Source organism: Pseudomonas sp. Pseusp88, assembly GCF_047303955.1.
Taxonomy (GTDB): Bacteria; Pseudomonadota; Gammaproteobacteria; order Pseudomonadales; family Pseudomonadaceae; genus Aquipseudomonas.
Genome location: NZ_JBGLYM010000015.1, coordinates 1 through 15,723 on the forward strand (window position 1 = coordinate 1; position 15,723 = coordinate 15,723).

Annotated in this window: 16 protein-coding genes; 1 reads left to right on the plus strand and 15 read right to left on the minus strand. The window is 60.5% G+C overall.

Features of this window, described 5'->3' with window-relative positions; all coding sequences use genetic code 11:
• Window positions 1-191 precede the first annotated feature (191 nt).
• From ACCD02_RS18595 to ACCD02_RS18660, 14 genes are all read right to left on the minus strand, one after another.
• Window positions 192-770: a TerD family protein gene (locus ACCD02_RS18595; protein ID WP_413304800.1), complete on the minus strand. Its 579-nt coding sequence runs from the start codon at window positions 768-770 to the stop codon at window positions 192-194.
• A gap of 34 nt (window positions 771-804) precedes the next feature.
• Window positions 805-1,380 carry a TerD family protein gene (locus ACCD02_RS18600; protein WP_413304802.1) on the minus strand — a complete coding sequence of 192 codons (576 nt, stop codon included), beginning with the start codon at window positions 1,378-1,380 and terminating at the stop codon, window positions 805-807.
• 31 nt (window positions 1,381-1,411) lie between these two features.
• Window positions 1,412-2,410: a TerC/Alx family metal homeostasis membrane protein gene (locus tag ACCD02_RS18605; protein ID WP_413305122.1), complete on the minus strand. Its 999-nt coding sequence runs from the start codon at window positions 2,408-2,410 to the stop codon at window positions 1,412-1,414.
• A gap of 44 nt (window positions 2,411-2,454) precedes the next feature.
• Window positions 2,455-2,904 (minus strand): tellurite resistance TerB family protein, encoded by a 450-nt coding sequence (locus tag ACCD02_RS18610; protein ID WP_413304805.1) that lies wholly within the window; start codon window positions 2,902-2,904, stop codon window positions 2,455-2,457.
• 47 nt (window positions 2,905-2,951) lie between these two features.
• Window positions 2,952-4,121 carry a TerD family protein gene (locus ACCD02_RS18615; RefSeq protein WP_413304807.1) on the minus strand — a complete coding sequence of 390 codons (1,170 nt, stop codon included), beginning with the start codon at window positions 4,119-4,121 and terminating at the stop codon, window positions 2,952-2,954.
• Window positions 4,118-4,705, minus strand: coding sequence for a TerD family protein (locus ACCD02_RS18620; protein ID WP_413304809.1), 588 nt, complete (start codon window positions 4,703-4,705; stop codon window positions 4,118-4,120). Before ACCD02_RS18620 ends, ACCD02_RS18615 begins: the two co-directional genes overlap by 4 nt.
• A gap of 2 nt (window positions 4,706-4,707) precedes the next feature.
• The gene (locus ACCD02_RS18625; protein ID WP_413304812.1) at window positions 4,708-5,463 is read right to left on the minus strand and encodes an HAD family hydrolase; all 756 of its coding nucleotides are present in this window, start codon (window positions 5,461-5,463) and stop codon (window positions 4,708-4,710) included.
• Window positions 5,460-6,407, minus strand: a complete 948-nt coding sequence (locus tag ACCD02_RS18630; RefSeq protein WP_413304813.1) for an HpcH/HpaI aldolase/citrate lyase family protein — start codon at window positions 6,405-6,407, stop codon at window positions 5,460-5,462. The genes ACCD02_RS18625 and ACCD02_RS18630 overlap by 4 nt, the downstream gene beginning before the upstream one ends.
• Entirely contained in the window at window positions 6,407-7,498 is a 1,092-nt protein-coding gene (locus tag ACCD02_RS18635; protein ID WP_413304816.1) for a cysteine protease StiP family protein, read from the minus strand. Before ACCD02_RS18635 ends, ACCD02_RS18630 begins: the two co-directional genes overlap by 1 nt.
• Window positions 7,491-8,249 carry a trehalose phosphatase gene (locus tag ACCD02_RS18640; RefSeq protein WP_413304819.1) on the minus strand — a complete coding sequence of 253 codons (759 nt, stop codon included), beginning with the start codon at window positions 8,247-8,249 and terminating at the stop codon, window positions 7,491-7,493. The genes ACCD02_RS18635 and ACCD02_RS18640 overlap by 8 nt, the downstream gene beginning before the upstream one ends.
• On the minus strand, window positions 8,239-9,375 hold the full coding sequence (locus ACCD02_RS18645) for a phosphoribosyltransferase domain-containing protein (RefSeq protein WP_413304822.1): 1,137 nt from the start codon (window positions 9,373-9,375) through the stop codon (window positions 8,239-8,241). Before ACCD02_RS18645 ends, ACCD02_RS18640 begins: the two co-directional genes overlap by 11 nt.
• A 59-nt stretch (window positions 9,376-9,434) precedes the next feature.
• Window positions 9,435-10,580: a trypsin-like peptidase domain-containing protein gene (locus ACCD02_RS18650; RefSeq protein WP_413304825.1), complete on the minus strand. Its 1,146-nt coding sequence runs from the start codon at window positions 10,578-10,580 to the stop codon at window positions 9,435-9,437.
• A gap of 64 nt (window positions 10,581-10,644) precedes the next feature.
• Complete coding sequence (locus tag ACCD02_RS18655) at window positions 10,645-11,649, minus strand: ATP-grasp domain-containing protein (RefSeq protein ID WP_413304827.1); 1,005 nt, start codon at window positions 11,647-11,649, stop codon at window positions 10,645-10,647.
• A gap of 320 nt (window positions 11,650-11,969) precedes the next feature.
• Window positions 11,970-13,157, minus strand: coding sequence for an MFS transporter (locus ACCD02_RS18660; RefSeq protein WP_413304830.1), 1,188 nt, complete (start codon window positions 13,155-13,157; stop codon window positions 11,970-11,972).
• A 290-nt stretch (window positions 13,158-13,447) separates the two neighbouring features.
• Here ACCD02_RS18660 and ACCD02_RS18665 point away from each other — a divergent pair, with 290 nt between their 5' ends.
• Window positions 13,448-14,590 (plus strand): L-lactate dehydrogenase, encoded by a 1,143-nt coding sequence (locus ACCD02_RS18665; protein WP_413304832.1) that lies wholly within the window; start codon window positions 13,448-13,450, stop codon window positions 14,588-14,590.
• Between the two features lie 374 nt (window positions 14,591-14,964).
• On the opposite strand, the gene ACCD02_RS18670 is transcribed toward ACCD02_RS18665, so the two are convergent.
• A complete protein-coding gene (locus tag ACCD02_RS18670; protein WP_413304834.1) occupies window positions 14,965-15,711 on the minus strand; it encodes a class II aldolase and adducin N-terminal domain-containing protein in 747 nt (248 codons plus the stop codon).
• Between the last annotated feature and the right edge of the window lie 12 nt (window positions 15,712-15,723).

The window sequence follows — 15,723 nt, forward strand, 5'->3', positions numbered from 1 at the left end:
TATTCGCGGGCCACCCCGCCCGCTTGTTTGTTAAAAACCGTGGGGCACCTAATTAATTCGCTATTTGGCCTTTTATTTAACAACCGCCTTCGCTAATTAATTCGCTCACACAATGCGCTGCCACTGAATCAGCTGCCAACAGCAATAAAAAAGCCCCTGACATGCAGGGGCTTTTTCGTAGCAGCTCGGCTTTAGCCGATTGCCACGCCATGGGCTTCAGCCAACGGCTTAAGGCCACCGGCAAAGCCTTGGCCGATGGCCTTGAACTTGAACTCTTCACCATTGCGATACAGTTCGCCGAAGATCATCGCGGTTTCGGTGGAAGCGTCTTCGCTGAGGTCGTAGCGTGCCAGCTCCTTGCCGTCCGCCTTGTTGACTACACGGATGTAGGCGTTACCGACCTGACCGAAGCTCTGCTTGCGGCCTTCGGCGTCGTGGATGGTCACAGCGAACACCAGCTTCTTCACCAGGGGTGCCAGGCCGGTCAGCTTGACGTTGACTTGCTCGTCGTCGCCATCGCCTGCGCCCGAACGGTTATCGCCCATGTGCTCGATGGAGCCGTCGGCGGATTTTTTGTTGTTGTAGAAAATGAAGCTGGCATCGTCGAGGACCTTGCCGCTTTCACCGACAACAAACACCGAGGCGTCGAGGTCGAATTCCTGACCGTCGGTAACACGGGCATCCCAACCCAGACCTACCGTTACTTCAGAGAGGCCCGGAGCTTCTTTGGACAGCGAGACGTTACCGCCTTTGGACAGACTTACAGCCATGGTCTTATTCCTTGATCGTTGATGGAAAGTTGGTTTAGAAATTCATGCCAAACGAGTTGGCGACTGCCTTGAGGCCACCGGCATAGCCTTGGCCAATTGCGCGGAATTTCCATTCGCCGTTGTTGCGGTACAGCTCGGCGAAAATCATCGCGGTTTCAGTGGACGCATCTTCGGCCAGGTCGTAACGCACGACTTCGGCACCGGTCACTTCATTGACGATGCGGATGAACGCACCGCCCACCTGGCCGAAGTTCTGCTTGCGCGCATCGGCTTCGTGAATGGTCACGGTGAACACGACTTTGTCGATATCGGCCGGAACGCGGCTGAGGTCGACCTTGAGCAATTCGTCGTCGCCATCACCGGCACCGGTCCGGTTGTCACCAGTGTGCTCGATAGAGCCATCAGCGCTTTTGAGCTGATTGTAGAAGATGAAGTCTGCGTCGCTGCGCACCTTGCCGCTGCTGCCGAGCAGGAATGCGCTGGCGTCGAGGTCGAACTCGGTACCGTCAGTCGCCCGTGGATCCCAGCCCAGGCCGATCAGCAGCTTGGACAGGGACGGGTCGGTTTTCGACAGGGAGAGGTTTGCACCTTTCTGAAGAGACAATGCCATTTTCAACAACTCCTTTACTTGTGATTAAGGATCAATTCGCTTCGGTCTCTGTTTCTTCCTTGGCCGGGAAGATCAGGCTGGCAACGATGCCAATGACCAGTACCACCATGACAATGAGCAGGCTGGTGTTGGCGCTGATGCTGTAGCCATGATGGAACAGATGGTCGGTCGCATTCAGGCCCAGCTTGATGGCGATGAAGAACAGCAGCGCGATCACTGCCTTTTCCAGGTGAACCAGGTAACGCTTGAGCGCTTCGAGAACGAAGTACATGGTGCGCAGACCGAGGATGGCGAAGAGCATGGCCGAGTAAACGATCAACGGCTCGCGACTCACGGCGATAACCGCAGGCACCGAGTCGAAGGCGAACAGTACGTCCGAGACTTCGGCGACCACCAGGCAAAGGAACAACGGAGTGGCGAAGATCGCGCCCTTGGCCGCCAGACTCATGCCAGCGTTTTCCGGCTTGGTGATTTCACCTTCCAGGGTCTTGCGGCTGACGAAAAACTGGTTGCCGTAAAGCTTCGGCCACACCGGAAACAGCTTGGAGGCGAAGCGGTAGGCCAGGTGAGTGGAATAGTCTTCCTCTTCCTCGTCATCACCGCCGGCCCTGAGCATCATGATTGCCGTCCAGGCCACGATCACCGCGAATATCACCTCGACCCACGGGCCAAAGGCCAGCAGTCCGGTACCGATGGCGACGAAGACGCCGCGGAACACGATGGCGCCGATGATGCCCCAGTACAGCACGCGGTGACGCAGGCCGTCAGGCACCTTGAACCAGGCGAAAATGGCCATGAAGACAAACAGGTTGTCGACGCTCAGGACTTTTTCCAGGGCATAACCGGTAACGAACAGGCTGGCCACTTCCGGGCCGTGCTGCACATAAAGGAACCCGGCGAAGGCCAGGGACAGGGCGATCCAGAAGATCGACCATACCGACGCCTTGGCCAGGGATACCGGCTTGTCGCCGCGGTGCGTGACCATGTCCAACAGCATGGCGCCAACGGCCATCCCGACGAAAACCGCCATGGTCAGTGGGGGAAAACCAATCTGCGTATCCAAGACTAAGTACCTTAAAGTTCGAAATCAGCCGGGTTCAGACCCAGCTCGAGGCAAATCTGGCGGCAAGCCGCCTTTTCTTTCTGGTCGAAGTTACCGTCGGACGCACCGATGGCACAGGCGACCCGCACCAACAGACGCGAAGCGCCGTCGTTGCCTTTGATCTTGTTAATGACTTTCAGGGCTTCGGCCTGACCAATCTGGTAGTCGAACTCGAACTTGCTGACCGAGTCGTTGAACGCCTTGATCACGTCGCTCAGGTTGAACACCTTGAGCTCCGGCGAGTTGTTGATGAAGCCGGTCATCTTCATTTTCTCGGAAGAAGAGACTTCACCGTCAGCCGCCGCGATCATCGCGCAGGCTGCAGCCGTCGCTTCCATGAAGTTCTTGTTCTTGAACTTCGAGACTTCGGTGGTGAGCGCTTCACGCGCCTTTGCCGCATTGGTTTTGAGCCATTCCAACATGATGCAATCCTCGGAAAGCGAGGCAAACTGCCTCGCGAAATCAACGTTTATTTGGAGCCGGCAGACCAGCGCATGCCCCAGTTGTAAGCCTGGTCCATGGGCGAATGACTCTTGTGGAAATCGACCCTGCGGGTAACCTTGACGGCGCCGTTGTCGTTTTCCAGCAACGCGATGGCGCACATTCCCAGACGACCGCCCTCCTCGTTCAGACGTACTTCGATTTCCGGTTGCCCGGGTACGAAGATGGTTGCCACACCGTCGGTTTCCCGCCAGTTCGGCGCACCGTCGTAGATGAAGGCAAAGACCAGGATGCGACGGATCTCGCTCCATTTCTGGCCGTTGATATGCAGCCATTCACCATCGGAAACGGAGCCGGTACGGTCGTCCCCCATCAATTGAATGTAAGGCTCGTTCTTCAGGTCGCCGAAGGCATTACCCAGGGCCTGGACCGCGCCCTTGTAGCCATCCTGCAACTCGAACAGGCAACCGACGTCGAGATCGATGGACTTGCTCTTGGAGAAGAAGCCCCCACCGGACTTGCCCCGGTTCCAGTTCAGGTTGACCTTGATTTCGCCGAAACCGGCAGCGGTCTTGGCCAGACTGATGGAGGAACGGGTCTTGTCCAGGGTGACCTTGCTCAGGCTGACCGTGGCCTTGGGTGCAACTGGCTCCGGCGCGGGTTGCGGCGCGGCGGACGGCGCAGGTGCCGGGGCGGCAGCGATTTCGACACCGAAGTGCCTGGCCAATGGCTCAAGGCCACCGGCAAACCCCTGGGCGACGCAGCGAAACTTCCAGGCGCCCTGGCGACGATAGAACTCGCCCAGGATCAACGCTGTTTCCTGCATGCCGCCGGTGGGAATCTGCGCATCGATATCACCGGCTACGGTAATGCTCAAGGTCGAGACACCCGCGAAACTGGCCTTGTTTTCGTGGATCGTCGCCGTCAGCGCCACGCGCTCGACAGCAGCATCCAGGCGGCTCAGATCAACGGTGAAGGTTGCACGCCCGGCAGCAGCGTCGGTCATCTGCACGGCACCGCCCAGCACGTTGGGCTGGCCGTAGAAGCACATGTCCTGATCGCCGCGAACCTTGCCGTCGACGTTCAAGGCAAACGCGGAGACGTCGATATCGGCCCCCGCCAGCGGGCTATAGGCTACGTCGACGCGCAGTGAACCTGTGGCAACCGGCGCGTTGCCACCCGGTACCAGGGAAGTCATGAGCGCACGGCCTCGACCGCCAGGCTGACCAGATCGTCAGCAGTGCGGCCATTGGTGGTCACACCGACGGCCTTGAAGTCCCAGCCACCCGCGCCACGGGTCAGGCTGGCCATGACGATACCGGTATGGCCGCCCTTCTCGGACAGGTTGAAACGGGCCAGCTCCTTGCGGGCAGCGGTATCGGAAATACGGCAGTAAGCGTTCTCGACTTTCTCGAAATTCTGCCCGGTGAAGCTGTTGACGGTGAACACCAGGTATTTGACGCTGGCTGGCAATCGGCTCAGATCAACGGCGATGGACTCGTCGTCGCCATCACCTTCGCCGGTGCGGTTGTCGCCGGAATGCTGGATCGAGCCGTCCTTGGACTGCAACTGGCGGAACCAGACCAGATCCACCGGCTTGAGCTGTTCGTCGAACAGAATGCAGGATGCATCCAGATCGATTTCGCCACCGTTGCCCATCAGTTTGCCGAAGAAACCGCTTTTCGCGGCATCCCAGCCCAGACCGAGGGAAATCTTGCTCAGGCTGCTGCCTGCGGTTTTTTCCAGGGAAATCGTCTGGTTCTTGGTGAGTGTCAATGCCATCGTTACGCTCCTTGTTGATCATTCGGCCCCTGGCCAACGCCAGAGACACCTGTTACCGAATTCTGTGTGGCTTCCCCGGGCTTGACCCGGCTGCCGATCCTGGCGATGCGCAGGCGACCGCGCTGCCAGGCCGGGTGAAAGTGCCGCCAGTGGGCGTCCTGGGCGGCGGCCAGCAGTTCATGGTCGCCGCGGGTATCGCCCCAGGCCCGCAGGCGATACTGCGTGAGCGGCCCGTAGACCGCCTCCAGGCGCAGTACCTTGGCCTCACAGCGGCAGTTGTTGCCGCTCAAACGCCCGGTCAGATAGCCATCGACCACTTCTAGTTCAGTGGCGATCAGCTTGATGCCCAGATGCTCGGCAAAGGGCCTTAGCACCAGGCTGGGCGAGGCCGAGCAAATGGTCACCTGGGCCCCGGAAGCCAATTCACCGGCAACGGACTGCACGCCCGCCGGACGCATCAGCCGTGACCAGAAGCGCGCGCGGAACTCCACGGCTTTCTGCTCCACCCAATCCACTTTTATGCCGGTAAGAAAGTTGGCGATCAAGTTCGCTTTTAATTCATCTCGTGTCAGACCTTTACCCAGGTAGCGTAGGGCTGAGGGCAGCATACGCACCATGCGCCAGGCAAAAGCACGATTGCCAAAGGCAAACTTGAGGAACGGGACGAAGCTGTCCCGGGTCGTCAGGGTGCCGTCGAAATCGAATACCGACAGCACCTTTGCCCCATCAGGGCCTGCTTCAAGCATTTCTTGTGTCATCGACCTACCTCGGCCAGGCGAATGGGTTCCATAAGACTGACATCGGTTTGTTTCACCCCATGCCACTGCGCCCGTTCGATAATTTTCGTCGCCCAATTGAAATGGGTTGCCGGCTCGCACATCGCGTCGTTGTGCTTGAAAACCGCCGGGGCAGACTCATTGAGAATCAGCCGGGCGCAATTGAGTTCCTCAATCCCGACGCGAAGTGCTTCGTGAATCAGCTGTATCTGCGCCGGATGAATGGCCGTCTTGCCCACCAGGCCGTGGGAAAGGTCCAGTTCCAGTTCCTCCGTCAGCAACGCAGGTGACGCGATTGACTCGAATACCGGTGCGGTCAGGGCAAAGCCTTGCGCGCCAAGAATTCCGGCGAGCATGGGAATCACGTAGCCCATGGGCGTCTGATACAGCGTCGCAGACGGATTGCGGCGCAGGCCCAGACACCCCATCAGGTCGTTACCGCCAATGCGCAGGGCAATGATCCGCTCACCCAAGGTCAGGGCCAGGGCCTCGCCCAATTCGACCATGGCATTGGGGCTGTACACCTCGCGGGTTTCCAGAGTCGGCATCAGCGCCAGGCGCGGGTCCGACACCGCACCGGCCCAGGCGGGCAACGAGGCCAGCGTCAACTTGGGCACCACGAAGCCGTCGATCAGATACATCAGCGGCCAGTCGTTGAGCACAGCGGCCATCTCGACATCCCGGGGCCGTACGAACACCAGAGGCCCGTTGGTCGGACGACCGCCCCAGGCTTCGATCCGCAGCAGCAGGTCACGCAGGTTCTGCAGGGCCGTATCGACATCAGTGAACGCCACGGCGTCTTCCAGGCAGATCACCAGCGAGCGCAGCTCGGGCAACTTATGGCCCAGAGCGATATCGAGGATGTCTTCCCGGGTGGCGGGCATATATAGCGTCGCGCCAAGGGCGTAAGGAGAAATTCGCTTCATCAGCTCACACTCCGAATGATGGTAACCGCTCGGTAAGGCCCGAGTTCGGCACCGGCTTCTTCCACGTCGATACCGGCCAGGCCCGTCAGGTGCATCAGCAGTTGCACGTCCGGGTCGGCACGATCACGCACCAGCACCCGATCAGGAACACGACGCAGCACCGCACGGGTCGCCTCGGCAATACCGGGCTTTATGCGATTGAGGTTGGCAATCTGGAATCGATTGGCCAGCCGCTCCACCACACCAAGGGCGGATGCCTGCAGGGCCAGGGCCTGTTCTTCGCTCCATGGCCGGGCGGGTGCTACCTGTACTGACGAGCGCACGGCTTCGATGCGCTCGATGAAGTCGACCGTGACGTCATGTTCGTGCAGGTGCTTATAGACGACACAGCCATGCAAGCCACCGGCGGCAGGCCAGATAGAGCGCGAGACCAGACCGGAAACGGTAGCGCCGAGAATCCCCGACGGAATGATCCAGTCGTCGGACGATGCCGCAAGCCAGGCCCGCCCGCAGGGGTCGGCCAGTACTACCAGCCGCGGCGTCCGGGGAAAACGCGAATCGCCAGCGAGACAGCGCTGGATTTCCCCGGAGATGGCACCTTTACCGGTCCAGCCATCGACAAAGACGATGTTCTCGGCGCCGTGGCGGCCGATGATCAACTCCAGGGCCACCATATCGATACCGCGATCGCGGACGATGCTGATGCCATAGTGATGGGCATCACGGCCCCGCTCGATCAACGCCCGACGCAGCAGCACGCCAAGGGGTAACCCGGCGCGCACGAAGGACACCAGGGCAATGCTCGCCCCCTGATACTGGGCATCAAGTGCCAGCGCCAGTGACTGCACATCAGCGGCCATACGCACAGCGTTCTGGGTCATGGCACGCTCATAGAGCGCCATATGCGTGGCCGAAGGCGCCGATTCCTCGCTGATCATCTCGGAATAGTGTTTTTGTCGGCTCTGGATCAGCCGCTCTTTTTCAACAACGTCAGTCATCGCCATATCGACCGGTTGCAGCAGAAAGTGCACATCTGCTGGCAAGTAACTGCCGCTGCCCACGGTATTGAGTTGCGCGAAGGCGTTATCCATGGAGAGCGCCCTTGACCATGGCAGCCAGTTGGCTGCGCGCCGGGGTCGACCAGAAGGTGCACAGGTCCATGAAGCCCAGATCGGTGATGCTATCGCCAAAACCCAGTATCGGCCGCACGCCATTAACGGCGCGATCCAGCTCCAGCAGGTGTTCCACCGCCACACGCTTGGCCAGCCCCTCGGGCAGCAGCGCCAGGTTGTTGCCGTTGCTGTGCACGTGCATGCCGTCGAGCAGGCCGCGACCACGGATATGTTCGAGCACCCGCAGCAAGTCCGCGTCGGTGCCGTCGTTGTGCTTGATTACCACGTAATGCTGTTGCTGCGCCTCTTCAACTACCCAGCCACGCAGGGAAATGCCCAGTTCTTCGCCGATCTGCAAAGCATCGGCACAGAGTGCGGGCAGACGCTGCTGATAGGCGTCGAGACGCTCGCCCATCAGCGCATGCCAGTCGGCATTCACCGAACCGTCCGGGTTGAGAATCACGGCGCCATGGGAGCAAACGGCGCCCTGGTTGAAGCCCAGGCGTACGCGACCAAATGCCTCGGCGCTACGGGCCGTGACCGGCACGACATCGGTGGTCGCCAGCAGCCACTCGACGAAGCTTTTCTGCACGTCGCTCATATAGCCACTGACGCCGCCGTTGACGTCGAACGAAGCCGGATGGCGCGGGCTGCCTTCAGGCATCTTGCGCCCGGTCTGAAACAACGTGTCGTCGAGATCGACCAGAGCGAGGGGGCGATTAGCGGCCATCGACGATTACCTCGGCGTTAAGCGCTTCGATCAGCGCAGACGGCACCGCCAGGACATCAGTCTCGCTGCAGATCAACACCCGGTCGAACTGGCCGGGGGCAACGTTATAGAGGAAGTTGACAATGCCCAGCCCGTAGTTGTCCGAGAAGGACAGCGCATGGTGAATCGAATGGCCGATGGCGATGGGCGAGCGGGTGGTCGAGCTGAAATGCACATCGGCTCCGGCCCGTTCAAGGCGCTCGGCAAGGAGAAACGGCTTCCAGACGAATTCGCCGGTGCCCAGGACGATGATGCGCTCACCCGGCTTGACCTGAAGATCCGGTGCCAGAGTATCGGCCACCGATCGCACGCCCAGGCGTCCCCAGTCATTGCGCGGATCGATGGGCCATTCGCCCACGGCGACGGTGCCGGTCTCGGGCATTTCCGGCAACAGAGCGTCCGGGTCCTCGATGAAATGGTAGGCACCGCGCAGCAGCGAGACCTGATCGGCACTCGCACCGATGGAACTGGACACCGCGCCTGCGGACCAGTCGGTGAGCACGCAGGTGACGACCCGCTCGACCTTGCTCAGGCCGGCGTCGGCCAGGGCCCTGTGCAGGTTGATAAAGGTCTTGCCGGTTGAGGCTTCGTCATCGACCAGCACCAGGGAACGCGCGTTGAGCATCATTTCGCGGATCGCCGGGTCCACCGGCATATGGATCAGGTGCGCGCTGGCGTGGCTGTGCTCCTCCTCGAAGCGGGCAAACATCTGCTCGCCTACGGGATGACGGGTGCTGACGATATAAAGGCTGTCGGAACGGGTTGCGCTGTAGGCGCGATGCACGCCGGCGCCCAGGCCCACGGCGGTCTCGGCCATGCCGATGACCAGTACCGGGCCGGGTAGATCGACCGGGATCTTTGCCGCCAGATGCTCGTAGCTGGCCTGCATCACCGCAGGCCGGACCGGAATGTGCTTGCCCAGCACGCGGGAAACAAAAAGAAATGCGCGTTTCGGGTTACGCCGCTCTGCAAAGCCAAACAGGCTCTCGGGGGCAATCGAGGAGGGATCTACGTCGACGTGAAGCGATCCGCGCAACAGCGATACGCTGAGCTTGGTCGACTGCTGGCTCGTGGTGGTGAGCTCCATACTGATTCCCTGTGGCCGATGGTGATGTAACTGAGGTGCGCGATAAACGGTGAACGTTTCTAGTGACTGCGCGCCTCGACTTTCCAAAGCGAGGGCTGGACCCGACGAGCGATCTCGGCGGCATTGAGAGACGACTTTTCCACGTCTTTGACAGCACCGATGTGGCAGGCATCGAGAAACGACAGCAGCAGGTTGGACTTCACTGCGAAGTTCATGTTCTGCGCATCCGGCACCGACGAGGTGACCATGCCGATGACTGCTCCGGCTGAATCGAACAACGGGCTGCCGCTGGACCCCGGCTGAATCGCTGCCGTGAACTGCAACAGACTCGAATCGTTGTGCAGTCCGAACAGCGCAGACACACCGCCCTGGGTCACGTGGGTGCCCCCACCGGCAAGACCGGACAGCGGGTAACCAATGGCGACCACGGAATCGCCCAGCGAACAGCCCGGGCCGCCGGAAAAATGCACCGGTTCCAGATTGACACCCTGAACCCTGAGCAGTGCCATATCATTGCGACCGTCCACCATGACAGGTTCTGCGGGGTAGCGGCCGTTAAATGAGCTGATATGGATGTTCTGCATGCCTTCGATCACATGGGCGCAGGTCAGCACAACTCCCGCCGACACTGCAAAGCCGGTACCCGTTGCACCGCCTGAACCTTCACCGGGCCTGGCACGGTCATGACCAGGCCCACGACGCTCGGGGTTGCCGTCGTCGATGGTGATGCCCATGCGCCGCGCCATGGCCGCCAGGCCGTAGGCCGAGCCTTCCGCCAGCGCGCGAAACTTCCATTGCCCGCCGCGCAGGTAGAATTCGCCGACGATTATTGCCGCTTCGCCGTTCTTGCGCAGATCGAGGTGATGCTCAATGCTGCCGTCCACTTCCAGGCGCAGGCTGCCCAGTTCACTGACCGGGCCAATCGCCGCAAAGGTGTAGACCACCAACAGCACGCGGTCGCTGCCAGCCGGAAGACTGGCCAGCTTGAGCCGGCAGCCGATCTTCGCAGGCTCCCCGCTCCACTCCATCCACTGCGTTTGCGGGGTATGGAACAGTGCAGGCGTGCCTTTGGGCTGGCGTTTGTCATCCATGGGCAGCAAGGCGATCGCCGCAGTCGCACCGAATGCTGCCGCTTGATCGACCTCCAGCGTCCAGCCCGTATCGGCTGACGCTAGAACCGCATTGGCGCCTGTTGCCAGAAGCATGCTCTCACTCCATGAGTATGAATGTGTACATCGGTATAGCCATGCATGATGACGCTATTGCCGGTCAGCATGAGGTCGGGACGGCGACGGCAACGGTAATCGGCTTGACCCGCACGCCATCGATCCACTCGCCGACCGGCTCAGCGTAGCCCAGACGCCGCGTGGCGAAGATCCCCGGCAGGTTGATACCGGTCGCGCGCGTGTAGCCGATGCCGCCGGAATAGCGCGGGTTGATCTCCAGCAGATGCGGCACACCATCGGCGTCGTCGCGGGTCTGCACGTTGACGATGCCGTCGCAGCCAAAGTGTTCTGCCGCCTTGAGCGCCAGACGGACCGCCGCGCTGTCTCGCTCGAAGGTCTGGTGCACGCCCTGCTTGCGGCGGCCGACGAACCCGACCACCCGCCCCGCTTCGCACACCATATCGACGGAACACTCCGGCCCGGCCATATAAGGCATTACCAGCATCGCCGGGCGGTCTGCCTGGGTCTGGTAAAGCTGGAGGTAAGCGGCAAAATCGACCTCACGGGCATCCGGATTGGCAAAGCAGCGGAATGGATCGATACCGTCCTTGAAGCGCCAGAACCCCTGACCATAGATGCCCACGGTGGGTTTGACGCAGACCTCGCCCGCGGCCGCCAGGGTCTCGTAGGCACTGGTCAGCTCCTGGGCGTTGGTCACGGTAATCGCCGGGACACAGGCCAGGCCGACCCGCTCAGCCTCGGCGGTAAAAAGACTCTTGTCGTCCACCAGCTCAAAAGTGCGCATCGAGCTACCACCGGTCACCAGCACCACGCCAGCCGCTTCGAAATCGGCGCGATGAGCTTCGTAGGAGCCGCCAATCCGCCCGGCGACCACCACCTTGATCGAATGAGCCCTGGCTGTCGCGATCACCCAGTCCAGGCGTTCTTCATGGTCCTCGGGCTCCTGCAGACCCAGGTCGGCCTCGCCGGTAATCTCCGGGCGGTCACGGCGATGGGAAGCAACAATACGGGTACCTGAAGGCAAAGCATCGCGGGCGCCGATAATGACGTCGCGCTGAGAGGCCTGCCCTTCGAGAAACCAGATCATTGAAAAAGCACCTTTGAGGCATGCGAATGGATGAAGACAAGGTCAAGGCGGGCCCGGAAAACAGTGGGCATCTCTTGAAGGATGGCGGACCGGCACGCTAAAGGGCGCCATTATGCCTAAGGCAAAGTCCAACCAGTGGCGTGTATTAGTACACGGCGGGTAAACAATAGTTTCAAAACGTAACCCGAGCGAAGGTGAACGGGTGCACAGTTTTTACAGGAGGGAGGTGCTTTCAGGCATGGCATATTGCCGCCATGCAGGTGTGCGACAGACACAAATCCACAGGAACTTCATGCCAGTCAAATGACAGAATCTGCAAATCATTCCCGCACAAGCATTGCCCGAACCCAGCGCCCCACGCTCAGCACCCAGACCAGCGCGGCAATTGCCCCCACGCCCAACAACATCCCGTGCACACCCATGTCGGCAATGACCTTGCCGGCAATAAAGGGGAAGCCGAATACGCCAATGAAATAGGCAAGGCTGAACAGCAACAGGGCCTGAGCTGTCAGGCCCGGTGGCGCTTCATTGGCGGCCAGACCGTTGATGACCGAGTAATTCAGCCCGTAACCAACCCCGAGCAACGCCGCCGTCACTACGTAACTGAAGCTGTCATGCACCCAGTGATCGAACCCGCTGACGGCGATCAGCATGAAGGTGGTCAAGACCGCCGAGGCGGCGAACGGATCGCGCTTGACCAGCCATCCGGAAATGAACAGGCGGCAACCGATGGCCGCGCCCATGAAGCTCGTGAAAAACAGCGAGTAGTCCAGCCCGAGGCTGGCGCAATAGCTGGTCTGGAAACTGCCAAGGCCACCAAAGATTGCTCCGCCCAGGCCAACCATGACAATCGAAAAAGCCGAGCGCGAACGCAGTACCTCAACGGCCGACGCAAGACTGATATGCGCCGGGGTGCCGGGCCGGTGAGTCGACTCTCCCCCCCGCGCGTCCAGCCAGCAGAAATAGGCACCGCCCAGGGTGGCAGCGATCGCCGCACAGAAAAAAGCCGCCTGCACAGGCAACCCGAAATACCCTGCCAGCTTGCCCGCCAAGGGACCACAGCCAATCCCCGTCAGCATGCTGCCCGACAATAGCGCAAAGCAGTGGGTTCGGCGCGCTGGCTTGACCATTGCGGCCACCATGATCGGCCCGACGGTATAAAACAGCCCCCAGCCAATGCCCAGCATCAATCCGCAGAGCAGCAGCGCGACTCCCAGACCCGGCACCAGGGCAAAGCCCAGTGAGGCGATCACCAGGCAGAGCGCTCCCAGGCCAATGCAGCGCGCAGCACCCAAGCGCTGCAGGACATGCCCGGAGCACAGCACCGTGGCCAGAGTACTGACCATCGCCACGGCAAACACTTGCCCGGCGTTGTTTTCGTTGCCGCCAAAGGAACTCACCAGCAGCGACAGCAGAAAGGTTGCGCCGTAGGCAACCGACAGCAGAAAACTGGCAATGCAGAAGGCACCGAAGTGAGTGTCGCCTTGAGCCGGGGGCAAGCTGTCCATTGAAGCCTTCCATGCAGGGGGATAGCGTTTTTAGCATGCTCATGGGCGCAGTTGGTTAGTGCAGTTCAGGAGTCAGGATATGAAAACCTGCACCTATTCGACCTGTTGGCGAGAGGCACCACGCCAACAGCTGAATTGAGATGAGCTTTGCATAGGCCCGACCACCACTGCGTTTGCGGCGCAATCGCGCTTCACTTTTGCCTAACCACTGCCCGCCGGAAATACTGGTTTCGCGCCCACGCTGCGCGCTGTAAAGCTTGATGCTTCTCTCACTCGGGTTTACGGATTACATGGCTGAAATTACCTGTATCGAAGACCTGCGCAGGCTCGCACGCAAGCGGGTGCCGCGCATGTTTTATGACTATGTCGATGGCGGCTCCTGGACCGAATACACCTACCGCGCCAACGAGGCGGATTTTCAGCGCCTGGAGTTTCGCCAGCGTGTGGCGTTCGACATTACCCAACGCAGCACCGCCAGCAGCATGGTCGGTGTGCCGGTGAGCATGCCAGTGGCCATTGCCCCTACCGGTCTGACCGGCATGCAGCACGCCGACGGAGAGATTCTGGCGGCACGGGCGGCGAAGAACTTCGGCATCCCTTTCACCCTGTCGACCATGAGCATCTGCTCCATCGAAGCGGTGGCGCAAGGCACGGATCGTCATCCGTTCTGGTTTCAGGTCTACGTGACCCGTGACCGAAGCTTCGTCGAAGACCTGATCGAACGCGCGCGCAACGTCAACTGCTCGGCCCTGGTGGTGACCATGGACCTGCAGGTGTTCGGCCAGCGCCACAAGGACAAGAAGAACGGCCTGTCCATCCCGCCCAGACCGACCCTGCGCAATATCGCCAATATGGCCAGCAAACCGCGCTGGTGCCTGAATATGCTGCGCACCGGCAATCGTCAGTTCGGCAATATCATCGGCCATGCCAAAGGCGTCGATAACATCAGCTCTCTGGTCGACTGGACGCGGGATCAGTTCGACCCGCGCCTGTCCTGGCAGGATGTGGCGTGGATCAAACAGCGCTGGGGCGGCAAACTGATCGTCAAGGGGATCCAGGACCCCGACGACGCCCGGCTGGCAGTAGAGGCCGGTGCCGATGCGATCATCGTATCCAACCATGGCGGGCGCCAGCTAGATGGTGCGGCCTCATCCATTTCGGCACTCCCGGCCATCGTCGACGCAGTCGGCAGCTATGCCGAAGTGCATCTGGATGGTGGCATTCGTTCGGGTCAGGATGTGCTCAAGGCGATTGCCCTGGGCGCCAAGGGCACCTATATCGGCCGCGCCATGCTCTACGGGTTGGGCGCCCTGGGTGAGCAAGGTGTAAGCACGGCACTTGAGCTGATCAGGAACGAACTGGACCTGTCCATGGCGTTCTGCGGCAGGACCGATATCCGCGAGGTCAATCGCGATATTCTGCTCAGGCGCTGAAACCAGGTGGCAGAAGCCAGCATGCTGGCGAGAGGCTTGAGCCGGTGGCCTGATACGCCAAAGCCTGACTTGGAAAGAGACTACCGTGGGAGATTCTATGTTTGCTGTAAAGCCAGAGTAGCCCCTTCGCGGATGAATCCGCTCCCACAGATCTCGATGATATTCACGGGCTACTGTGGGAGCGAATTCATTCGCGAAAGCTTTATTCCGGACGCCGCTAATGTGTTGGATGTATTGGCCCCTTCGCGGATGAATCCGCTCCTACAGATTCGATGATATTCACGGACTACTGCGGGCTTCAGCCGGGAAAGAGACTTTGAACCCCGCGACGCCTTCCCGGCTAAAGCCGGTCCCACAAGGCGTTTACTGCTCCATCAGTCAAGGACAGAAGGATCGGCATCGATCATCAGCTGTTTCATTTCTTCGAAGTGACGACGGGAGAAGTCGGTGATTTTTTCCCAGCCCTTGGCGGTTTTCTCGGCAACCTCGTCCGACAGCACACGCAACGGCTGTCCGGTGGACCATGCCGTGACAAGGATCTGGCAGGCCCGCTCCAGGGTCCAGATATCGTCGAAGGCTTCGCCAATATTCGGCGCGATCACCATGACCCCGTGATTGCCCATCAGCAGGCGACTCTTGCCGTCCAGCAGCCCGGCCAGGCGCTCACCCTCGGCCTCGGTGTCGGCCATGCCGCCGTACATTTCATCGACGGCAACCCGGTTGAAATAGCGCGCGGTGTTCTGATCAATCGGCAACACCTGAGGCTTGGCCAGGCAGGCTACCGCCGTGGTGTAGACCGGATGCAAATGCAGCACTGTGCGAGCTTGAGGCAGGCGCTGGTGGATCTGCCCATGGATCGCCCAGGCGGTGGAGTCGACATCCGGGTGCGTGGCACTGGCAGGGTCGTCAGCATCCAGCAGCAACAGGTCGCTGGCGCGGATGCGGGAGAAATGTTTCCACTTCGGGTTGATCAGGAATTTCTTGCCATCCGCCGACACCGCAGCGCTGAAATGATTGGCCACCGCCTCATGCATGCCCAGGTGAGCAACGATGCGCAAGGTCGCCGCGAGATCGATGCGAGCCTGCTTTTCGAAGGCCTGCTCTTCTGAAGTTAACGACATGAATCTTTCTCC